This window comes from Methylobacterium sp. CCH7-A2, from assembly GCF_001557075.1.
Taxonomy (GTDB): domain Bacteria; phylum Pseudomonadota; class Alphaproteobacteria; order Rhizobiales; family Beijerinckiaceae; genus Allobosea; species Allobosea massiliensis.
In genome coordinates, this window is record NZ_LSKN01000033.1 from 63,391 (window position 1) to 84,872 (window position 21,482).

Below are 21,482 nucleotides of genomic sequence, written 5' to 3' on the forward strand. Positions count from 1 at the left end.
GGCCGGGAGCCACTTGATCCCACCCGCCCCGTCGCGCCAGATGCGCGCATGATCCGCGCCGTCTTCCTCACGCTGGCCCTGCTGACACTCGCCGCACCGGCCGCGCTGGCGCAGTCGCGCGTCACCGTGCCGAACTTCTGGGATCCGCGGATCCGGCTCGACCGGCCGGAACCCGGTCCGCCGCGCGTGATCCGCTTCCTCACCGACGACGAATACCCGCCGCTTCATTTCACAGGGCCCGATGGCGGTCCGACCGGCTTCTCCGTCGAACTGGCGCGGGCCGCCTGCGAGAAGCTCGGCTGGACCTGCACCGTCCAGGCCCGCCGCTTCGACACCCTGCTGGATTCGCTCGCCGAGGGCCGGGGCGACGTCCTGGCAGCGGCGATCAACATGACCCCGCCGATCCGCGCCCGCTTCGCGGCCAGCCATCTCTATTTCCGCGGCTCGGCCCGTTTGCTCACGACCCGTGGCAACGCCCAGGCCGAACTCGACACGCGCACCCTCCAGGGCAAGCGCGTCGCCGTCGTCGCCGGCACGGCCCATCAGGCCTATCTCGAACGGTTGCTGCCCTTCGTCCAGCGACGCGAGGCCCCCAACCTCACCGCCGCCGTCACGGCGCTGCGCAGCGGCGATGCCGAATTCGTCTTCGCCGACGGCGTCGCCCTGTCGCTTCTGCTCGCCGGCAGCGCCGGGGGCGAACTCGCCTTCACCGGCGGGCCTTTCCTGGAGAGCCGCTATTTCGGCGAAGGCGTCGCCTTCCTCATGCGCAAGGACGAGGTGCCGCTGAAGCGTTCCCTCGACTACGCGCTGCAGTCGCTCTGGGACGACGGCACCTATGCGCGGCTCTATCTGCGCTTTTTCCCGGTGAGCCCGTTCTGACGCCGGCCATCACACGGCCTCATGCGTCATGGTCGGGCTTGTCCCGACCATCCACGTCTTCCTTCGTCGCGGGCGGTGTTCAAGACGTGGATGCTCGCCACAAGGGCGAGCATGACGGCGAGCGTGGGTCGGTTGCTGTCACTTCGCCGGCGCGTTCGCGCTCAGTGCCTGCTTCGCCACGGCCGCCAGCCAGCCCGACGCCGCGGGGAGGATCGCGTCGTTGAAATCGTAGCGATCATTGTGCAGTTCGCCGCCATCACGCACCGGCCCGTTGCCGATCCAGACATAGGCGCCGGGCAGCCGCTGCAGGAAATGGGCGAAGTCCTCGCCCGTGGTGCTCGCCTTGAGATCACGGCGCAGTTCCACTCCCGCCGCCTGCGCGGCCGCGGCGGCGATCTCCTCCTCCGGCGCCGTGTTGATGGTGGCGGCACCATGCATCGTCTCGACCTCGGCCTCCATCTCGAAGGTCGCGGCAATGTTCTGCGCGATCGCGCGGATGCGCCCGAGCAGACGATCGCGGACCTCTGCCACGAAAGTCCGGAAGGTGCCCTCGATGAAGACGCTGGTCGGGATCTGGTTCGAAGCCGAGCCGCCATGCACCTGGCCGATCGAGACCACCGCGGACTGCATCGGATCGATGTTGCGGGAGACGATCGTCTGCAGCGCGACGATGAGATGCCCCATGGCGACGATTGGGTCGCGCGTCGTCTCCGGCAGCGCCGCATGGCCTGCCGTCCCGTGCAGCGTGATCCTGAAACGGCCAGGCTCGGACATCACCGGCCCGCGATGGACGGCGATGGTGCCCGCCTCCAGCCCCGGCCAGTTGTGCAGGGCGAAGATGCGCTCCATCGGGAAGCGTTCGAGAATGCCGTCCGCGAGCATCGCCTGGGCGCCGCCGGCGCCCTCCTCGGCCGGCTGGAAGACGAACTGCACCGTGCCGCTCCAGCTGTCGTCGCGGGCGAGCAGCGCGGCCGCGCCCAGCAAGGCCGTGGTGTGTCCGTCGTGCCCGCAGGCATGCATGACGTGCGGCCGGGTCGATTTGTAGGGCAGTTCGTTCGCCTCGAGGATCGGCAGCGCGTCCATGTCGGCACGCAGCCCGACGGACCGTTCCGAGGTGCCCCGCCTGAGGGTCGCCACCACGCCATGGCCGCCGATGCCGGCGGTGAAGGGCACGCCGAGTGCGGTCAGCCTCGCCTGGACGAAGGCGCTCGTCTCCTTCTCCTCGCGGCCGAGTTCCGGATGGGCATGGAGATGGCGTCGCCAGCTGATGAGTTGGTCGTGCAGATGGCGATCCAAGATGGTCGTCCTCCCGGGTTTCGAGGCCGAGCAACCTATACCCGCAAGGCGGAGCGACAACCCATGCGACTGCAAGCCGCCATGTCGCCGGCGCGGCAGAGAGGTCCGCGCTCGATCGACGCATCCCGTCATTGACGCCGCCCTTCGCAATCTGCGAAAGCCCCTCCCTCGCATTTTGCAGGATCTGGAGAGGACACCACCCCAAATGCCGGTTTTCGACCCCGCCCTTGTGGACGCCGCCCAGCGTTCGGCCGCCTGGCCGTTCGAGGAAGCTCGCAAGCTCGTCGCGCGGATCGAGAAATCGGGCAAGACGGAGGTGATCTTCGAGACCGGCTATGGCCCCTCTGGCCTGCCCCATATCGGCACCTTCGGCGAGGTCGCGCGCACCTCGATGGTTCGCCATGCCTTTCGCGTGCTCACCGGCGATGCCGTGCCCACCCGCCTGATCGCCTTTTCCGACGACATGGACGGGCTGCGCAAGGTGCCAGACAACGTCCCCAACAAGGAGCTGCTGGCTGCCAATCTCGGCAAGCCGCTGACCGAGGTGCCGGACCCCTTCGGCACGCATGACAGCTTCGGCCGCCACAACAATGCGCGGCTTCGCGCCTTCCTCGACCAGTTCGGCTTCGACTACGAGTTCAAGTCCTCGACCGACAGCTACCGCGCCGGCGAGTTCGACGCGACGCTGCTGAAGATGCTGGCGCGCTACGACGCCATCATGAAGATCATGCTGCCGACGTTGCGAGAGGAGCGGGCGGCCACCTATTCGCCCTTCCTGCCCATCCACCCGGTGACGCGCGTCGTCATGCAGGTCCCGATCGAGGCGCGCGACGTCGAGGCCGGCACCATCACCTGGACCGATCCCGGCACGGGCGAGCGCTTCGTCACGCCCGTCACCGGCGGCCAGGTCAAGCTGCAGTGGAAGCCGGACTGGGCGATGCGCTGGGTCGCGCTCGGCATCGACTACGAGATGGCGGGCAAGGACCTGATCGACTCGGTCAAGGTATCCTCGCAGATCGCGCGCGCTCTCGACGGCACCCCGCCCGAGGGCTTCAACTACGAGCTCTTTCTCGACGAGCAGGGCCAGAAGATCTCGAAGTCGAAGGGCAACGGCCTGACGATCGAGCAATGGCTCGAATACGGCCCGCAGGAGAGCCTGGCGCTCTACATGTTCCAGCGCCCGCGCGAAGCCAAGAAGCTGCATTTCGACGTCATTCCGCGCGCTGTCGACGAGTATCTGCAGTTCCTCGGCGGCTATGAGCGCCAGGATTGGAAGAACCGGCTCGGCAATCCCGTCTGGCACCTCCACCACGGCGAGCCGCCGCAGCCTGAAGTCATCGCCACCGGCGAGGGCGAGAACGCCGCGCGCGCGCAGATCACCTTCGGCCTGCTCATGAACCTCGTCGCCGTCGCGAATTCCGAGGACAAGGCGGTGCTCTGGGGCTTCCTCCAGCGTTACGCGCCGGGCATCTCGCCGCAAACCCATCCGCGTCTCGATGCGCTGGTCGGCTATGCGATCGCCTATTTCCGCGACTTCGTGAAGCCGGCGAAGAACTACCGCCTCGCAGACGAGACGGAAGCAGCGGCCTTTGCCGCGCTCGACGCCGCGCTGGCCGCCCTGCCGGCGGATGCGAGCGCCGAGACGGTGCAGGACACGGCGCTCGATGTCGCCCGCGCCATCCCGCGCTACCAGAACCTCACCGCCAAGAACGCGACCCCCGAGCGGCCCGGTGTCTCCGGCGAGTGGTGGAAGGCGATCTACCAGGTCTTCTTCGGCGAGGATCAGGGCCCGCGCTTCGGCTCCTTCGCCGCGATCTATGGCCTCGCCAACACCCGCGCCCTCATCGCCAAGGCGCTCTCCGGCGCGCTGGTCGAGGAGCATGCGGCGTTCGTCGCATCCCGCGACTAGGCACTCTCCCGGCCGTTTTTGCGGCGGCCGGGAACGCGATCGTCCGGAGTGGGTTGCAGCCTCGGGCCTTGGTCGCCCCGTTGCGATGGTGGCCCGGCCGAGACTATTCTGAAACAGGCTCCCGGTCGGGCGGATGACCGAGCGCTCGCAGATCCCGGGACCCAGCGTGACGAGCCATTACGAGCCAGATGCGCGCTTCATGATGAGCGTGCTCGCCGCCTCCAACGACTGCATCAAGGTGCTCGATCTCGAAGGCCGTCTGACCTTCATGAGCGAAGGCGGAATGCGGGTGATGGAAGTCAGTGACTTCAACGCCCTGAGAGGTTGCCCTTGGCCGAGCTTCTGGGAGCGCGAGGGCCATCGCGACGCGTCGGTCGCCATCGCCGAGGCCAGGGCCGGCCGCAGTTACCGCTTCGAAGGCGCCGCCAACACGGCGGCTGGCAATCCACGCTATTGGGACGTGCAGGTTTCGCCGATCCTCGGCGCCGATGGGCAGCCTCACGCCATTCTCTCCGTCTCGCGCGACATCTCCGAGTTGCAGGGCGAACGCGAGAGATATCAGCTCCTCGCCAGCGAGCTGAACCATCGCATCAAGAATATGCTCGCCATGGTCCACGCCATCGTCAACCAGACGATGCGCCTGCATCGCGACGACATTGCCGGCACGCGGGATCATCTTGCCGCGCGGATGCACGCGCTCGGCCAGGCGCAGGACGTGCTGATGACCAGCGCCGTCTCGGAGACCACGCTGGGCGAACTGAGCGCGACGATCCTCGAGCCTTACGGGCTGGGTCAGCGCGTGCGCGTGACGGGTCCGGAAACGCGGATCGCCTCCCGGGCGGCGATGGCCCTGGCTCTCGCCATCCACGAACTGGCGACCAATGCGGTGAAGTATGGCGCCCTCTCGGGAGATAACGGTCTCGTCGAGATGTCTTGGGATTTGGATGATGATCAGTTTCGGCTCAGCTGGGTCGAGAGCGGCGGCCCTCCCGTCGCAGAGCCGGTCCGCCGCGGTTTCGGTTCCCAGGTGATCGAGAAGGCGCTGTCGGGCTATCTCGCTGGGACGTCCCGGATCACCTACGAGCCGCAGGGCGTGAGGCTGAGCGTCGAGGCGCCGATAGGCTCTCTGCTCGCCGCCTATTGAAGCTGGGAGTGCGGACGGAGCGACCATGAATCCATCGAGCGCGGCGCAGGCCGTCGAGCAGGCCATCACCTCCCGCCGCGCCACCCGCGCCTTCCTGCCGACGCCGGTCGACCCCGCCCTGCTGCACCGGCTGATCGAGGTTGCGTCCCGCGCGCCGAGCGGCACGAACATGCAGCCCTGGAAGCTGCGCGTGATCGGGCCGCAGGCGCGGGCACGGCTGGAGAGCGCCCTGCTGGCGGCCCTGGACGATCCCGGCTTCGTCCAGTCCGAGGAATATCGCTACTATCCCGAGACCTTCCGCGAGCCCTATCTCTCGCGCCGACGCAAGGTCGGCTGGGATCTCTACGGCTTGCTCGGCGTCGCCAAGGGCGATGTCGCGGGCATGAAGCGCCAAAGCGCCGCCAATCTGCGTTTCTTCGACGCCCCCGTCGCGCTGATGCTGACGGTCGACCGCGATCTCGAGATCGGCTCCTGGATCGATCTCGGCATGTTCCTGCAGAGCCTGCTGATCGCGGCACAGGGGCATGGCCTGCAATCCTGCCCGCAGGCGATCTTCGCGCGCTTTCACCCGGTGGTGCGGCGCGAACTCGCCATCCCCGAAAGCGAGATCGTGGTCTGCGGCATCGCCATCGGCCATGCCGATCCGGCGGCGCCCCAGAATGGACTCGTCGCGGAGCGCGAGCCGGTCGAGGGCTTCACCACCTGGCTGGATTGAGGATCAGGCGCCGCGCACGCGCTTGAGCACGGGCTCGACGGCATAGTGCATCACGACGATCGCGACGCCGCCGACGACGAGCCCGAAGATGGCCGAGAACGCCGCCCCTGCCAGCCACTCGACGATGCCGCCGAGAGGCAGCCAGCGGCCGGCCGCGGCGTCGATGTCGTGGCTGGCATGGCCCAGCATGGTCAGCCCGAACTCTTCCAGCCCATGGATGATGATGCCGCCTCCGACCCAGAGCATGGCGGCCGTCCCGACGGCGCCGAGCGCGGTGAGGAAATGCGGCATGCCGACGACCAGCGCACGCCCGAACCATCGCACAGGCGCAAAACGGCGCTGGGCTAGTGCGAGCCCGACATCGTCCGCCTTCACGATCAGCGCCACGGCGCCATAGACCAGCGCGGTGATGCCGATGCCGACCACCGCCAGCACGATCGCCTGCATCTGGAAAGAGGCCGTCGAGACGGTCGACAGGGTGATCGCCATGATCTCGGCCGAGAGGATGAAATCGGTCTTGATCGCGCCGGCGATCTTCTGCTCCTCGAGCAGCTTGGGATCGAGCGCCGCCTTACCGGCTTCCGCCGGCGTCGCGGCGGCATGCGGCACGACCTGCTCGACGATCTTTTCGGCGCCCTCGTAGCAGAGATAGACGCCGCCCATCATCAGGAGCGGCGTGATCAGCCAGGGCGCGACGAGCGCCAGGATCAGCGCGCCGGGCAGCAGGAAGAGCAGCTTGTTCTTCAGCGAGCCGAGCGCGATCTTCCAGATGATCGGCAGTTCGCGCGAGGCGGCGAAACCCACCGCATAGCGCGGTGTCACCGCCGCATCGTCGATGACGATGCCGGCCGCCTTGGTGCCGGCCTTGGTCGCCTGCGCGACGACGTCGTCCACCGACGCCGCCGCCACCTTGGCGATCCCGGCGATGTCGTCGAGCAGTGCGAACAGTCCCGAGGCCACGTTTCGGATCTCCCCCCTTGGCGCCGCCCCATGGCGGCGCGCCCTCACCTAGACGCGGCAGCGCCGGTTTGGTTCAGACCGGGTTGATCTCGAACAGGCCGGCGCAGCCCATGCCGCCCGCCACGCACATCGTCACCACCGCATAGCGCGCCTTGCGGCGGCGGCCCTCCAGCAGCGCATGGCCGACGAGACGGGCCCCGCTCATGCCGAAGGGATGGCCGATCGCGATCGCGCCGCCATTGACGTTGACCTTGTCGGGATCGATGCCGAGCCGGTCACGGCAATAGAGCGACTGCGAGGCGAAGGCCTCGTTCAGCTCCCAGAGATCGATGTCGGCGACGGTGAGGCCGTTGCGCTCGAGCAGCCGCGGCACCGCGAAGACCGGGCCGATGCCCATCTCGTCGGGCTCGCAGCCGGCAGCCGCGAAACCGCGGAAGATGCCGAGCGGCGACAGACCGCGCCGCGCCGCCTCCGCGGCCGACATCACGACACTGGCCGAGGCGCCGTCCGAGAGCTGGCTGGCATTGCCGGCGGTGACGAACTGGTCCTCGCCGCGCACGGGCTTGAGCTTGAGCAGCCCCTCCAGCGTGGTGTCGGGCCGGTTGCCTTCGTCCTTCGCCAGCGTGACCGACTTCTGGCTGACCTCGCCGGTCGCCTTGTCGGTGACCGTCATCACGGCGCTCATCGGCACGATCTCGTCGTCGAACAGACCGCGCTCTTGGGCTGCGGCTGTGCGCTGCTGGCTCGCCAGCGAGAACTCGTCCTGGGCCTGGCGCGAGATGCCGTAGCGCTGCGCCACGATGTCGGCCGTCTCGATCATCGTCGTGTAGATCGTCGGCTTGTTCGCGAGCAGCCACTCGTTCTGGGCGAGGTCGCGCCGGGTCACCGGCTGCACCAGCGAGATCGATTCGACGCCGCCGCCGACAGCGACCGGCACCCCGTCCATCACCACCCGCCGCGCGGCATGGGCGATCGCCTCAAGCCCCGAGGCGCAGAAGCGGCTGACCGTGACCCCGGCCGACTGCACCGGGATGCCGGCGACCAGCGCGGCATGGCGTGCAACATTGAGCCCGGTCGCGGCCTCCGGATAGCCGCAGCCCATCACCACCTCCTCGACCGCCTCGAGCTCGAGCCCGGCCCGCTCCAGCGCGTGCCGGATCGCATGGGCCGCCATGTCGGCGCCGCGGACCTGGTTGAAGGCCCCGCGATGGGCCTTGCCGATCGGCGTGCGCGCCGTGGAAACGATGACGGCTTCGGTCATGGAGCGTGTCTTCCTGCCTTGTGCTGTGATTGTGTCGTTCGCGCCGGTCAGGCGGATCGCGTCTTCAGATCGGCGAAGCCCTTGCCCTCGTCCGCGAGCCGGCGCAACAGCGGCGCCGGCTGCAGCGTCGCGTCGCCGGTCTCGGCCGCCTGCTGCTCCAGCCGCGCGACGATGGCGCCTAGACCGACCGTATCGGCCCAGTACATCGGCCCTCCACGCCAGGCCGGCCAGTTGTAGCCGTTGAGCCAGATCACATCGATGTCGCCGGGTCGCGCCGCGATGCCCTCCTCGAGGATCCGCGCGCCCTCGTTCACCATCGGGTCGAGCAGGCGCGACAGGATCTCATCGGACGAGAAGCTTCGCCGCGTCAGGCCCTGTTCCTCAGAGATGCGCGCAATCAGCGCCTCGACCTCGGGATCGCGCTGGCCGCTGCGGGCCCCTTCCGGATAGAGGAAATAGCCGCGCCCGGTCTTCTGGCCAAACCAGCCGGCCTCGCAGATCGCATCCGCCACCGCCGCCGTCTTGCCGCGCGCCTTGCGCGAGCGCCAGCCGATGTCGTTGCCCGCGAGATCGGCCATGGCGCAGGGGCCCATCTTGAAGCCGAAGCCGGTCAGCGCCGCATCGACCTCATGCGGCAGCGCACCCGCGATCAGCAACCGCTCGGTCGCGCGGGTGCGCGCCTCCAGCATGCGGTTGCCGACGAAGCCGAAGCCGTTGCCGACGACGACCGGCACCTTGCCGAGCCGGCGGCCCAGCGCCATCGCCGTGACCACCGCATCCTCGGCCACGCCCTGAGGCCGTACGACTTCCAGCAGCTTCATCACATTGGCCGGGCTGAAGAAATGCATCCCCAGCACGTCCCGCGGGCGGCGCGTCGCCGCCGCGATCGTCGGCACGTCGAGATAGGAGGTGTTGCTGGCGAGGATCGCGCCGGGCTTGGCGATACCGTCGAGCGCCGCGAAGATCTGCTGCTTGACGCCCATCTCCTCGAAAGCGGCCTCGATCACGATGTCGGCTTCGGCGGCAGCGGCGAGACCGACCGCAGGCGTGATCAGCGCCATGCGCGCATCGCGCTTTTCCGGCGTCAGCGAGCCGCGCGTCACCGACATCTCATAGATCGCCGCGACCCGGTTCATGCCGTTGTCGATCTGTGCCTGCTCCTGCTCGATCAGTGTCACGGGGATGCCGACATTGGCGAAGCACATGGCGATGCCGCCGCCCATCGTACCAGCCCCGATCACCGCAGCCTTTGCGATCGGGCGCGGCTGCACGTCCGCGCCGATGCCGGGCACGCGAGCGATCTCGCGCTCCGCGAAGAAGACGTGCCGCAGCGCAGCCGAACGCGGATCGGCGACGAGCTTCAGGAACAGCGCCCGCTCGACGGCGAGCCCCTCCGCAAAGTTCAGTTCGAAGGCGCCGCGTACGGCCTCGATCAAGGCGGCGACATTCGGCAGATCGGCCGACTTCTTCAGCGCATCCGCGGCAAGCGCCTCGAAGGCCGCTCGATCGGCCGCCGTCAGTTTCGCGCCGGCCTCGCTGAGGCGCAGCGGTGCGCCCCGGCTCGCCAGCATGTGCGCCTGCGCCACGGCGGCGGCAATGAGATCCTCGCCCGTCACCGCATCGACCAGCCCGAGCTCCAGCGCCTTGCCGGCATTGACGGGCTCCCCCGAGAGCATCAGCGGGAAGGCCTTCGCCGCCCCGATCAGCCGCGGCAGGCGCTGCGTGCCGCCCGCACCGGGGATCAGTCCCAGCCTGACCTCGGGCAGGCCGAGCGACGCGGTCGGCGCCGCGACGCGACCATGGCAGGCGAGCGCGACCTCGAGACCGCCGCCGAGCGCCGCCCCCTGGATCGCGGCGACGAGCGGCTTCGGGCAGGCTTCGATCGCATCGAGCACGTCCGGGAGATAGGGCGCGAGCGGCGGCTTGCCGAACTCGCTGATGTCGGCGCCGGCGATGAAGGCGCGGCCCGCCGCCGCCAGCACGATGGCGCTCAGCGTCGGATCGGCGCCCGCCTCCGCGATGACGCGGGCGAGATCGGCCCGCAGGGCCTGGCCGAGAGCGTTGACGGGAGGGTTGTCGATCGTCGCGATCGCGATCTCGCCCTGACGGGCGAGCCGGACGGTCTCCATAGGCATGCGTCCCTGCTGTGCCGGCACTGGGGCGTGGCCGGCCGAGGGCGAAGGAGGACATGGCGGAGGTCCCCTTTGTCAAGCAGGGCTCCGGCTTGACCCCCGCCGAAGCGGCATGCCAAGCCTGCCTGCGAGAGCCGGGCCCAGGAGCATCGATGCGCGGAACCCGGCCGGGCTTGAGGGATGGAGATCCGGGGATGAGCAGCGCCGTTCTGACCGAAACCGTAGCGCCCGGCGTCCTGCAGATCACGATGAACCGGCCCGAGCGCAAGAACGCGCTCGACCGCGCCAGCTACCTCGGCCTGATCGCGGCCTTCGCCGCGGCGGAAGCCGATGCCGAGATCCGCGCCATCGTCGTCACCGGCGCGGGCGGCTGCTTCACCAGTGGCAACGACATCCGCGATTTCGCGGCTTCCGCCGATGACGGCGCCCGCGTCGCCATGGATTTCCTTGGTGCGATCTCGACGGCGACGAAGCCGGTCGTCGCAGCGGTGGAAGGGTTCGCCGTCGGCATCGGCACGACGATGCTGCTGCATTGCGACCTCGCCTTCGCCGGAACGGGCGCGCTTTTCCGCATGCCCTTCGTCACGCTCGGGCTCTGCCCGGAAGGAGCGTCGAGCTATCTGCTGCCGCTCGCGGCCGGCTCCAAGCGGGCGGCCGAGCTGCTGATGCTGGGCGAGAGCTTCGGCCCCCAGGCGGCACTGGAGGCCGGCCTGCTCAACGCCGTCCTGGCCGAAGGCAAGGCGCTGGAGGCTGCACTCGACAAGGCGAAGGCCCTGGCGGCCCTGCCGCCGCAATCGGTCGCGCTGACCAAGATGCTCCTCAAGCGCGGCCAGGCGGCCGCCGTGGCCGAGACGCTGGCGACGGAAGCGCGGCATTTCGGCGAACGGCTGCGCTCGGCCGAGGCCCAGGCCGCCTTCGCCGCCTTCCTCAAGCGCTGAGAGAAGTCGGGAGGCTGGCGCCTTCCCGACCCCTATCATCGCGACGACGTCAGGCCTTGGCGCCGTCCGAGCCCACGGCCGCTCGCGAGGCGCCGAAGGGCAGCGCCTTCCAGATCATGAAGGCCCAGATCGCCATCGTGCAGACACCGAGCACCCCGGCGATGGGTCGCGACAGGAATCCGATCAGCGACCCGTCCGCCTTGATCATCGACGACATGAAATTCTGCTCCAGCATCTCGCCGAGCACGAGTCCGAGGATCAGCGGCGCCACGGGCACGCCATGCTCTTCCAGCAACCAGCCGAAGATGCCCATCACCACCATCAGGACTACGCCATAGAGCGAGTTCGTCATGGCGTAGGAGCCGACGATGCAGAAGATCAGGATGATCGGCAGCAGGATGTTGCGCGGCACGCGCAGAATCTGCTTGGCCGATTTGATCGCCGCCCAGCCGAGCGGGAACATGATGAGGTTGGCAAGGATGAAGATGATGAAAACGGCATAGATCAGTTCCGGCGTCTGCAGGAACACGCTCGGCCCCGGATTCATCCCCTTCATGTAGAGCACGCCGATCACGATGGCCGTGATCGAATCGCCCGGGATGCCGAAGACGAGTGCCGGGATCCAGGCGCCGCCGAGCGCGGAGTTGTTGGCGGAGGTCGAGTCGACGATGCCCTCGATATGGCCGGTTCCGAACTTCTCCGGCTCCTTGGACGTCTTCTTGGAGACCGCATAGGAAACCCAGGCCGCGATGTCGGCCCCCGCGCCCGGCAGAGCGCCGATCACGGTCCCGATCGTCGAACCGCGCAGAAAGTTGAACCAGTACTTCCGGAAGACGCCGCCGACACCGGTCATCAGGCTGCCGACAGCCTGGGCGACGACGGCCCCGCCCTTCTCCATCGTCACGGCGCCGCGCAGCAGTTCGGAAACCGCGAACATGCCGATCAGCGTCGGGATGAAGTTGATGCCGGAGAGGAGATCGACATTGCCGAAGGTGAAGCGCGGCTGTCCTGCCGCGGGATCGATGCCGATGCAGCCGATCGCCAGCCCGATGAAGAGCGACAGCAGGCCCTTCAGCGGGTCCCCCGTGCCGATGAAGACGGCGCAGGTCAGGCCGAGGCAGGCCAGCCAGAAATACTCGAAGGACGAGAAATTGATCGCGACCTCGGCCAGCACCGGCGCCAGCACGATCAGGATGACGACGCCGAAGATGCCACCCAGCACCGAGAACACCAGGTTGACGCCCATGCAGAGATCGAGCTGACCCTTCTTGGTCATCTCGTAGCTCTCGTCGGCATAGGCGGCCGAGGCCGGCGTGCCCGGCATCCGCAGCATCGCGGCGGGAATGTCGCCCGCGAAGATCGCCATCGCGGTGGCGGTGACGATCGCCCCCAGCGCCGGAACCGGCGCCATGAAGAAGGTCACCGGCACCAGCAGCGCCGTCGCCATCGTTGCCGTCAGGCCGGGCATGGCGCCGACGAACATGCCGAACATGGCCGAACCCATGATGACCGCGAGAACGGTCGGGTCGAAAACCAGCCCGAAGGCGGTTGAAATCGCTGTCATGCCGGTCTCCTCAGAGCACGCTGTCGAGGATGCCGCGCGGCAGCGGAACTCGCATGAGGTTGCCGAAGAAGTATTGCACCGCGATCGTCATCACGACCGCCACGATCAGTGCGATGACCGGCCGCACGCCGAACCACAGGAACAGAACGAGTTGGATCAGGAAGGCGGTCGGGATGAAGCCGAGCGGCTCGGACGCGACGAGGTAGAACAGCATCGCCGCCAGCATCAGTGCGAAGGAGGCCAGCCGCCGCGGACTGCGGGCCCAACCATCGAGCACCAGCAGCGGGCGTCCTCCGGCCCGCCATTCACGCAGCATCAGCAGCAAGGAAAAGAGGATGATCCCGCCCCCGATGATCCGGGGGAACAGGCTCGGGCCGTATTTCTGGCCCGGGAAAGGGGGGAACGTGAAGGTCATCGCGATCATCGCGCCGGCGATAAGCAGGAACGCGGTGCCGACGACGGCATCGTTGAAGCGCATCGGACAGACTTTCTGAGACAGGACGCATCCCGGTGCGCGCGGCACCGGGACGATGGCGTGACCGCGACCGCAGATGTCGCGCGGTCGCGGTCGTCAGAACCGTTACGCCGGCTTCTTGGCGAGACCGGCCGCGTTCATGGCGGAACCCATCGCCTTGTCGCCCTCGGCCATGAAGGCGGCGAAGCCCTTTTGGTCCTGATAGGTCATGCCGAAGCCGCGCGCGTTCATGAAGTCCTGAAACTCCTTCGAGTCGAAGGCCTTCTTGAGCTCCGTCATCAGCGTCGCCTGCACGGCTTCCGGCAGACCCTTCGGCCCGGCAATGCCGCGCCAGGCGCCGACGGAGTAGTTGATGCCGAGCGTCTCGTTCAGCGTCGGCACGTCCTTGAACTGCGGGTTGCGGGCCTTCGCCATGATGGCGAGCGACTTGGCCTTGCCGGCGTCGATCATGGCGCGAGCCTCGGGCACCGAGCAGGTGACGATGTCGATGCCGCCGGCGGCGAGATCCTGCATCGCCGGGGCCGCCCCGTTCGACGGCGCCCATGCGACATGGTTCGGCTTCAGCCCCATCGCCTGCAGCCAGCCGATCAGGGCGAGATGCCAGATGCCGCCCTGGCCGGTGCCGGAGGCCTTGAACTTGCCTTCGGGCGCGGCCTTGATCGCGTCCGCGAGCGCCTTGATGTCCTTGTACGGCGAATCCGCCTTGACCTGGACGCCCGGCGGATCCTCGTTCATCAGCGCCAGCGGCGTGAAGCTGGTCGGGTTGAGGTCCGTCAGGCCCTGATGGTGCATCATGGTGATTTCCACCGTGATCATGCCGATCGTGTAGCCGTCCGGCGCCGCCGTCGCGATGGCGGAGTGGCCGACGACACCGGAACCGCCGGTGCGGTTCACGACGTTGACCGGCTGCCCGAGGTTCTTCTCGAGGATGGCGGCAACGATGCGAGCCGTCGCATCGGTCCCGCCGCCAGCTCCCCAGGGGCAGACGAGGGTGATCGGACGGCTCGGCCATTTGGCCTGAGCGATGGCGGGGGCTGCGATGAGCCCCGATGCGCCGACGGCGGCCGCCCCGGCCAGAACGCTTCGCCTGCTGATGTTGTCGGTCATTCGGTTCCTCTCCCTAAATCGATTTAGTGACCGAGCGCTCCTCGCCCGTGACGGGGCGCTCTTGCGTAGACGGTTGCATCTGAACCGATTGCGGCCGCGGAGACAACCGTCTTCCGAGGGAATTCTACAACCCGCAGAGGATCGGCAGGATCGCAGACGCACGCGCATCCACGATGGCGCCGGTGCTCCGGTCGGCGCTTCCTGCAGGAGCCAAGACCAGCGGCGCGCCAGCCCGGCTCGCCGCCGCCTGGACCGCGGCCGCAGCCGCCAGCGCATGGCTGCGCTGCGGCGCGACCCCTGCGATCAGCACGCGGTCGGACGGATTGCCCGTGACGAGGCCCGCGAGGCGGCCCTGCCGGTCGAAGGCAGCCGCCCCCGCCTGTCCAGGCTGGAGTGGCGCCAGGACGGCCGGACCGGCCGCGCCCGCGACGATCCGGCCTGGCAAGGCAACAGGCACGCGACGGCCTCCCTCCTCGCCGAAGGCCAGCAGCACGAGATCCTCCCCCTCCGCAGGCGGCTCGGAGCGGGTGGCCGGCGCGGCCAGGGCTGCCCCGCCCTCGATATCGAGCAGCGCAAGGCCCGCTTCGGGCACCCCTCGCAGCCGCGCGAGGCGCCCTCCGACGCGCAGCGTCCGGCAGCCCTCGATACCCGCCGCCGCCGTCGCGACGAGGCGCTCGCCAAGGGCTACGCCGGTCGCGTGTCGCTCCGTCGGCCGCGCGGCCGCTGCCGAGGCCGCGGTGGCCGAGATAGCGGATCCGGCGGTCGGCCCGCTGGCCGAGGCGACGGCCGGAGCCTGGGGCAGCGGGCCGGTGGGGAACGGCTCGAAGCTGGCCGCGATCGCGATGACGAGCTTGTCGACCGAAGGGGCCAGAGCCTTGTCGTAGCCGATCGAGAAGCCACGCAACCCGGACGGTCCCGAGGCGAGCCTGCGGTAGAACTTGCCGGTCGGCGTCTCGCCGGTGACGACGAAGAAATCCGGCCGCAGCAGTTTGTAGGTGATCTTACGGCCCGGATTGTTCGGCGTCGGCGCGGTGGCCTTCTCGTAGACGGCCTCGAGAGTCTCGCCCAGCGGCGTCGCCGAGGTATCGAGCGTGATTTTGCCGTCGGCGCTCTGCCAGCGGCTTCCGGACGGCGCGACGTCCCGTTTCGGCAGGACCGCGGCCGGGATGCCGATCCGCAGACCGGTGCGCTCGTCGGCGATGACGCGGAAGCCCGCTGCCTCGCGCGCCGCCTGCGCGGCCTGGGCAAGGCTGCGCCGCTCGGCCGGCGTCAGCAACCCGTCGGGCGCGCCCTTCCCCGCCTTGAAGGCGTTGATCGCGCGGAAGGTCAGCGGCCCGTAGCTGCCGCTGACGGCGCCGTTGAAATGCCCGCTCCAGATCAGATCGGCCTGGATCGCGCGGCGTTCGGCCTCGGGCAGGCTCTCAAAGCTCACCTGCGCCGCAGCGATTTGGGGATTGGCCGCGGCGGCGGGGGCCTGTGCGAGCGCCCCGGCGGACAGCGCCGCGCAGCCAGGCAGCATCAGCGCCGCAGACACGATCAGATGCAACGAACGGGCTCTCATGATCGCCTCCCACCCCGACGGCCGGCATTGAGCGTCAGATCGACAGCCCCTGCAAGCGTTTCCGGCAGCCGATCGCGGGGAGCCAACGCCCTCCGCCCACCCGCCGCGCGCTTTCGGATTGCGCCAATCGACGCCGGTGATAGCCTGCCGCCGCGACCATACCCGTCATCCGGTCTTTGTCTTGAACAGGCGGAATGCGGGACGTCCTCTGGAGGAAATGCTCATGCGCCTGTTGCCCCGCCTCGCGCTGGTTCTGGGCCTGAGCCTCGCCGCCCACCCGGCCTTCGCGCAGAAGGCCTATGTCCGCAACGATCTCGCCGCCGACGGGCAGCGGCTGGAGGAACGCCTCAAGCGCGAGGTCTCGGCCGGCGCCCGCTCGGCAGCCGATCTCGTGCGCGCGGGCGAGGCTGCGCTCTCGCGCGGGGACGCCCGCGCCGCCTTGCCCCAGGCCAATGCCGCCGTCGTCGCCGAGCCCGCCAATGCCGCTGGCTGGCGCCTGATGGCGCGCGCCGCCAACGCCATCGAGCCGCGCGACTATCGCGAGCGCTGGGAACTGCGCGAGCGCGCCATCAGCGCCGCCTATCTCGCCTATCAGCGCGCCACGAGCCGCAATGACGAGGCCGCCTCGCTGGGCCTCCTCGCCCGCATCTTTGAGCGCAACGAACTCTGGCGCCCGGCGCTGACGACCTATCGCCTCAGCCTGGATCTCGTCGACAACGCCTCGCTGCGCACCGCCTATGAGGGCCTGCGCGAGCAGCGCGGCTTCCGCCTGACCGGCAACAAGGTCGATGCCGATGCGGCGAGCCCGCGCGCCTGCTTCGAGTTCTCCGAACCGCTCGCCCGCGGCCGTGTCGATTTCGCGCCTTACGTTGCGATCTCCGGCGGCAAGGGCGACTTCGCGGTCACGGGCGAGGAGCGCCAGATCTGCGTCGATGGCCTGCGCCATGGCGAGCGTTACGCCTTCGTCATCCGCCAGGGCGTGCCTTCCGCAATCCCCGACGAGAAGCTGCTGAAATCCGCCGATTACGAGGTCTATGTCCGCGATCGCACGCCTTCGGTGCGCTTCACCGGCAAAAACTACGTCCTGCCGCGCACGGGCCAGCAGGGCATCCCGGTCGTATCGGTCAACAGCGACAGGCTCGACCTCGAGGTCATGCGGATCGGCGACCGCAACCTGATCAATTCGGTCCATTCCGAGGATTTCCTCGGCCAGCTCGGCGCCTATCAGTCGAAGCAGATCGAGAACGACAAGGGCCAGCGCGTCTGGACCGGCTCGATGGAGGTCAAATCCGAGCTGAACAAGGACGTCGTCACCGCCTTCCCGGTGGTGGAGGCCGTCGGCGCGCTGAAACCCGGCGTCTATGTGATGTTCGCCAAACCCAGCGGTGGCCGGGCGCCTACGCCCTCCGACGGCGACGGCGACTATGACGATGGCACGACGCGCGCAACGCAGTGGTTTGTCGTTTCCGATCTCGGCCTGACCTCCTTCTCGGGCCCCGACGGCGTGCATGTGCTGGTGCGTTCGCTCTCCGACGCGGCCCCCGTCGCCAATGCCGAATTGCGCCTGCTGGCGAGGAACAACGAGGTGCTGGCGACGCTCCGCTCCGACGCCAATGGCTATGCCCGCTTCGATGCAGGCCTCGCCAAGGGCCAGGGCGGCCTGGCGCCGGGCCTCGTCACCGCCTCGCTCGCCGAGGATTACGGCTTCCTCGACCTGAAGCAGACGGCCTTCGATCTCTCTGATCGCGGCGTGAAGGGCCGCGTCGCCCCGGCCGGCCTCGATGCCTATCTCTATACCGAGCGCGGCGTCTATCGCTCCGGTGAGACGGTCTATCTCACGACGCTGCTGCGTGATGCCCGCGGCGCAGCCGTCACCGGCCTGCCGCTGACGCTCATCGTCAAGCGGCCTGACGGCGTCGAATATCGCCGCCGCCAGGTCGAGGACCAAGGCGCCGGCGGGCGCGCCCATTCGATCCCGCTTTTGTCAGGCGCCGCGACCGGCACCTGGCGCGTCCAGGCCTATGCCGATCCCAAGGGCCCCGCGATCGGCGAGGTTTCCTTCCTCGTCGAGGATTACGTTCCCGAGCGGCTCGAACTGACCCTGTCACCGAAGGCGCCGGTCCTGCAGGCCGGCCAGCCGGCCGAGATCGATGTCAGCGCGCGCTATCTCTATGGCGCGCCGGGCTCAGGCCTCGACGTCACCGGCTCGATGACGATCCGGGCCGCCGGCCAATCGGCCATCCCCGGTTTCGCCGGCTATCAGGTCGGCCTCACCGACGAGGCTTTCGAGCCGGTCCAGTCCGAGTTCGAGGAGAGCACGACGACAGACGCGAGCGGCAAGGTCACCGTGACCAACCCCGTCACCCAGCCCGAGACCAACCGCCCGCTCGAGGCCGAGTTCACCATCCGCGTCGGCGAGCCCGGCGGACGCGCCATCGCCCGCTCGGTGACGCTGCCGATCGTGCCCAAGGGCGCCGCCATCGGCGTGCGAAAGGGCTTCAAGGAGGGCGAACTCGGCAACGGCCAGACCGCGAGTTTCGACGTCATCATGGCCAATGGCGACGGCCGTCGCCTCGCCAAGGCGGGCGTGAAATGGACCCTGTCCAAGGTCACCCGCAACTATCAGTGGTTCTTCCAGGACGGCCGCTGGAACTATGAGGGCGTGAAGTCGACCCGCCGCGTCGCCGATGGCGAGGTCGCGGTCACGGAGGCCGCGCCGGCCCGCATCGCCGCACCGGTCGAATGGGGCAACTACCGGCTCGACGTCGCAGCCGACGGGCCGGACTCAACCGAAACCTCGGTCTCCTTCAGCGTCGGCTACGAGGCCGACAAGACCGCCGATACGCCCGACGTGCTGGATGTCGCCATCGACAAAGCGGCCTATGCCGACGGCGAAAACCTGACTCTCCGCCTCAGCCCGCGCTTTGCCGGCAAGGCCACGCTCGCGGTCATCACCGACCGCGTCGTCGATCTCCGCACCATCGATATCGCAGCGGGCGGCACCACCGCGACCGTCCCGGTCAAGGCCGAATGGGGCGCCGGGGCCTATCTCGTCGCGCTGGCCCACCGGCCGATGGATGCCGCCGCCAAGCGCCTGCCCGGCCGGGCGATCGGCCTGTCCTGGTTCTCGATCGGCAAGGAGAGTCGCACGCTGACGCTCGATCTCGGTGCACCCACCCTCGTGCGCCCGCTCACGACCCTGTCGCTGCCGGTGAAGGTCACCGGCGCGCGGGCCGGCGAGGAGGCTTTCGTCACCGTCGCCGCGGTCGATGTCGGCATCCTCAACCTGACCCGTTTCGAAAGCCCCGACCCGAGCAAGTTCTTCTTCGGCCAACGCCAGATCGGCCACGAGTTGCGCGACCTCTACGGCTATCTGATCGACGGCATGCAGGGCACGCGCGGCGCGATCCGCAGCGGCGGCGACGCCGCGCCCGCCCTCGAAGGCGAGAAGCCGACGCAGGAGCCGGTCGCCCGCTATTCCGGCGTGGTCAAGGTCGGTCCCGACGGCGTGGCAAAGATCGATTTCGAGCTGCCGGCCTTCAACGGCTCGCTGCGCGTCATGGCGGTCGCCTGGTCGGCCGGCCGAACCGGACAGGCGAGTACGGACGTCATCGTGCGCGATCAGGTGGTGGCGCAGGCGACCCTGCCGCGCTTCCTCGCCATCGGCGACCAGTCACGCTTCCACCTCCAGATCGACAATGTCGAGGGCCCGGCCGGCCCCTATGTCGTCGATCTCGACATCCGCGGCCCGGTGCTGGTGCCGGCCGACGCCACCCGCCGGACGATCCAGCTCGCCGCGGGCGCCAAGGCGCAGATGACGATCCCCGTCACCGCCGCGGGGCTCGGCCGCGCCGAATTCGATGTCCGCATCAGCGGACCCGGCGGCGTCGGCACCGTGCAGAACCTCGCCGTCCGGGTGCAGCCCTCCGCGGCCACGATCGCGCGCCGGATCGTGCGCCCGATCCCCGGCAATGGCGGCGCGATCACGGTCTCGGCCGATCTCCTGGCCGATCTCGTGCCCGGCTCCGGCCAGGTCTCGGTTTCCGTCTCGCCGCTCGCCGCGCTCGACGTGCCCGGCCTGCTCAAGGCGCTCGACCGCTACCCCTATGGCTGCACCGAACAGACGGTGAGCCGCGCCATGCCGCTGCTCCATGTCAACCGGCTCGCCTCGCTCGAGCATCTCGCACTCGACGCCAATGCCGATGAGCGGGTGCAGAACGCGATCGAGCGGGTGCTCGCCCGCCAGGGGGCCAACGGCTCCTTCGGGCTCTGGGGCGTCGGCGGCGAGGATCTCTGGCTCGACGCCTTCACGGCGGATTTCCTGACGCGGGCTCGCGAGCGCCAGTTCCCGGTGCCGCAGACCGCCTTCAACCTCGCGCTCGACCGGCTGCGCAACCAGGTCGTCAACACCGGCGAGATCGTCAAGGAGGAAGCGGCCGGCATCGCCTATGCCCTCTATGTGCTCGCCCGCAACGGCCGGCCGGTGATGGGCGATCTGCGCTACCTCGCCGACAACAAGCTCGCCGATTTCGCCACACCCATGGCCCGTGCCCAGATCGGTGCGGCGCTCTCGGCGCTCGGCGATCGCGGCCGCGGCCGCGCCGCCTTCGTCAGCGCGCTCGCCGGGCTGCAGGAGCGCAGCGACGACGGCCTGTCGCGCCCCGATTACGGCTCGCGCCTGCGCGATGGCGCGGCGGTTCTCGCGCTGATCGCGGAATCGGCCGGCGACCGGGCCGAGATCGGCCGCGCCGCCGCCATCCTCGACAGCGCCCGCAACAGCGCCCGCTACACCTCCACCCAGGAACAGACCTGGATGGTGCTCGCTGCCCAGGCGATGGCGAAGGACGCCGAGGGCATGACGCTAACGGTCGACGGCACGGAGCGGAAGGGGCCGCTCTACCGCACGATTCCCGCCGCGGCGCTGGAGCAGAAGCCGTTGACGGTCGCCAACCCCGCCGCCGCCACGGCGCAGGCTGTCATCACCGTGGCCGGGATCCCGACCGGCGCCGAGCCCGCCCTCAACCAGGGCTTCGGACTGGAACGCGTGATCTACACGATGAAGGGCGAGAAGGCCGACCCGGCCCGGCTGCGCCAGAACGAACGCTATGTCGTCGCGCTGACGGTGACGGAGCCGGCCAGCCGCTATGGCCGCCTGCTCCTCGTCGACCCCGTCCCCGCCGGGCTCGAGATCGAGAACGCGAACCTCACCGAAGGCGCCTCGGTCGCCGGTCTCGACTGGCTGAAGCAGGAGGTCATCCCCGTCCATACGGAGGCGCGCGACGACCGCTATGTCGCCGCCTTCGAGCGCTCCGGCAGCAAGGACCAGAAGCTCGTTTATACCGTCGCCTATATCGCCCGCGCGGTCTCGCCCGGCCGCTATGTCGCGCCCGCCGCTGTGATCGAGGACATGTACCGCCCCGACCGCTTCGGGCGGACCGGCTTCGGCACGGTGGACATCGCCTCGGCGCGGTGAAGGCGTGAGCTCGCCCGAGTCCGGCGCAGGCGCCTCCCCTCCCCCTCGTGGGGAGGGGGTCCCGGAGC

At 69.0% G+C, this 21,482-nt stretch carries 14 protein-coding genes; 6 read left to right on the forward strand and 8 right to left on the reverse strand.

The genetic code is table 11. The features are described 5' to 3' along the window. Positions 1-48: 48 nt before the first annotated feature. Positions 49-879: a transporter substrate-binding domain-containing protein gene (locus AX750_RS03280; RefSeq protein WP_066717904.1), complete on the forward strand. Its 831-nt coding sequence runs from the start codon at positions 49-51 to the stop codon at positions 877-879. A 138-nt stretch (positions 880-1,017) separates the two neighbouring features. Here the strand turns inward: AX750_RS03280 and AX750_RS03285 are convergent, their stop codons facing one another. Then, positions 1,018-2,175: an amidohydrolase gene (locus AX750_RS03285; RefSeq protein WP_066717906.1), complete on the reverse strand. Its 1,158-nt coding sequence runs from the start codon at positions 2,173-2,175 to the stop codon at positions 1,018-1,020. Positions 2,176-2,380: 205 nt separating this feature from the next. Here AX750_RS03285 and AX750_RS03290 point away from each other — a divergent pair, with 205 nt between their 5' ends. The 3 genes from AX750_RS03290 (at position 2,381) to AX750_RS03300 (ending at position 5,943) form a co-directional block, all read left to right on the forward strand. Further along, positions 2,381-4,084 carry a lysine--tRNA ligase gene (locus AX750_RS03290; protein ID WP_066717909.1) on the forward strand — a complete coding sequence of 568 codons (1,704 nt, stop codon included), beginning with the start codon at positions 2,381-2,383 and terminating at the stop codon, positions 4,082-4,084. Positions 4,085-4,217: 133 nt separating this feature from the next. Next, positions 4,218-5,228 carry an HWE histidine kinase domain-containing protein gene (locus AX750_RS03295; protein ID WP_066717911.1) on the forward strand — a complete coding sequence of 337 codons (1,011 nt, stop codon included), beginning with the start codon at positions 4,218-4,220 and terminating at the stop codon, positions 5,226-5,228. A 25-nt stretch (positions 5,229-5,253) separates the two neighbouring features. Continuing rightward, a complete protein-coding gene (locus AX750_RS03300) occupies positions 5,254-5,943 on the forward strand; it encodes a nitroreductase (RefSeq protein ID WP_066717913.1) in 690 nt (229 codons plus the stop codon). 3 nt (positions 5,944-5,946) lie between these two features. On the opposite strand, the gene AX750_RS03305 is transcribed toward AX750_RS03300, so the two are convergent. From AX750_RS03305 to AX750_RS03315, 3 genes are all read right to left on the reverse strand, one after another. Then, a complete protein-coding gene (locus tag AX750_RS03305; RefSeq protein ID WP_066717916.1) occupies positions 5,947-6,903 on the reverse strand; it encodes a DUF808 domain-containing protein in 957 nt (318 codons plus the stop codon). Between the two features lie 73 nt (positions 6,904-6,976). Beyond that, complete coding sequence (locus AX750_RS03310; RefSeq protein ID WP_067253515.1) at positions 6,977-8,164, reverse strand: acetyl-CoA C-acyltransferase; 1,188 nt, start codon at positions 8,162-8,164, stop codon at positions 6,977-6,979. A 47-nt stretch (positions 8,165-8,211) separates the two neighbouring features. Beyond that, entirely contained in the window at positions 8,212-10,293 is a 2,082-nt protein-coding gene (locus tag AX750_RS03315) for a 3-hydroxyacyl-CoA dehydrogenase NAD-binding domain-containing protein (protein ID WP_156446545.1), read from the reverse strand. Positions 10,294-10,490: 197 nt separating this feature from the next. On the opposite strand from AX750_RS03315, the gene AX750_RS03320 reads away from it, so the two are divergent. Beyond that, positions 10,491-11,234 carry an enoyl-CoA hydratase-related protein gene (locus AX750_RS03320; RefSeq protein ID WP_066721242.1) on the forward strand — a complete coding sequence of 248 codons (744 nt, stop codon included), beginning with the start codon at positions 10,491-10,493 and terminating at the stop codon, positions 11,232-11,234. Positions 11,235-11,283: 49 nt separating this feature from the next. Here AX750_RS03320 and AX750_RS03325 read toward each other — a convergent pair whose 3' ends face one another. From AX750_RS03325 to AX750_RS03340, 4 genes are all read right to left on the reverse strand, one after another. Further along, positions 11,284-12,798 (reverse strand): tripartite tricarboxylate transporter permease, encoded by a 1,515-nt coding sequence (locus tag AX750_RS03325; RefSeq protein ID WP_066721243.1) that lies wholly within the window; start codon positions 12,796-12,798, stop codon positions 11,284-11,286. A gap of 10 nt (positions 12,799-12,808) precedes the next feature. Then, entirely contained in the window at positions 12,809-13,276 is a 468-nt protein-coding gene (locus AX750_RS03330; protein ID WP_066721244.1) for a tripartite tricarboxylate transporter TctB family protein, read from the reverse strand. A gap of 102 nt (positions 13,277-13,378) precedes the next feature. Next, positions 13,379-14,380, reverse strand: coding sequence for a tripartite tricarboxylate transporter substrate binding protein (locus tag AX750_RS03335; protein WP_066721246.1), 1,002 nt, complete (start codon positions 14,378-14,380; stop codon positions 13,379-13,381). A gap of 124 nt (positions 14,381-14,504) precedes the next feature. Further along, positions 14,505-15,941 carry a serine protease gene (locus AX750_RS03340; protein WP_082735165.1) on the reverse strand — a complete coding sequence of 479 codons (1,437 nt, stop codon included), beginning with the start codon at positions 15,939-15,941 and terminating at the stop codon, positions 14,505-14,507. A gap of 223 nt (positions 15,942-16,164) precedes the next feature. On the opposite strand from AX750_RS03340, the gene AX750_RS03345 reads away from it, so the two are divergent. After that, entirely contained in the window at positions 16,165-21,414 is a 5,250-nt protein-coding gene (locus tag AX750_RS03345) for an MG2 domain-containing protein (RefSeq protein ID WP_245282292.1), read from the forward strand. The last annotated feature ends 68 nt before the right edge of the window (positions 21,415-21,482 follow it).

What these genes read in the sequence shown, in the direction of transcription:
- AX750_RS03340 (WP_082735165.1), bottom strand. Translation starts at nt 15,941, where the DNA reads ATGAGAGCCCGTTCGTTGCATCTGATCGTGTCTGCGGCGCTGATGCTG.
- AX750_RS03310 (WP_067253515.1), bottom strand. Translation starts at nt 8,164, where the DNA reads ATGACCGAAGCCGTCATCGTTTCCACGGCGCGCACGCCGATCGGCAAG.
- AX750_RS03325 (WP_066721243.1), bottom strand. Translation starts at nt 12,798, where the DNA reads ATGACAGCGATTTCAACCGCCTTCGGGCTGGTTTTCGACCCGACCGTT.
- AX750_RS03315 (WP_156446545.1), bottom strand. Translation starts at nt 10,293, where the DNA reads ATGGAGACCGTCCGGCTCGCCCGTCAGGGCGAGATCGCGATCGCGACG.
- AX750_RS03320 (WP_066721242.1), top strand. Translation starts at nt 10,491, where the DNA reads ATGAGCAGCGCCGTTCTGACCGAAACCGTAGCGCCCGGCGTCCTGCAG.
- AX750_RS03290 (WP_066717909.1), top strand. Translation starts at nt 2,381, where the DNA reads ATGCCGGTTTTCGACCCCGCCCTTGTGGACGCCGCCCAGCGTTCGGCC.
- AX750_RS03300 (WP_066717913.1), top strand. Translation starts at nt 5,254, where the DNA reads ATGAATCCATCGAGCGCGGCGCAGGCCGTCGAGCAGGCCATCACCTCC.
- AX750_RS03345 (WP_245282292.1), top strand. Translation starts at nt 16,165, where the DNA reads ATGCGCCTGTTGCCCCGCCTCGCGCTGGTTCTGGGCCTGAGCCTCGCC.
- AX750_RS03335 (WP_066721246.1), bottom strand. Translation starts at nt 14,380, where the DNA reads ATGACCGACAACATCAGCAGGCGAAGCGTTCTGGCCGGGGCGGCCGCC.
- AX750_RS03280 (WP_066717904.1), top strand. Translation starts at nt 49, where the DNA reads ATGATCCGCGCCGTCTTCCTCACGCTGGCCCTGCTGACACTCGCCGCA.
- AX750_RS03295 (WP_066717911.1), top strand. Translation starts at nt 4,218, where the DNA reads ATGACCGAGCGCTCGCAGATCCCGGGACCCAGCGTGACGAGCCATTAC.
- AX750_RS03330 (WP_066721244.1), bottom strand. Translation starts at nt 13,276, where the DNA reads ATGCGCTTCAACGATGCCGTCGTCGGCACCGCGTTCCTGCTTATCGCC.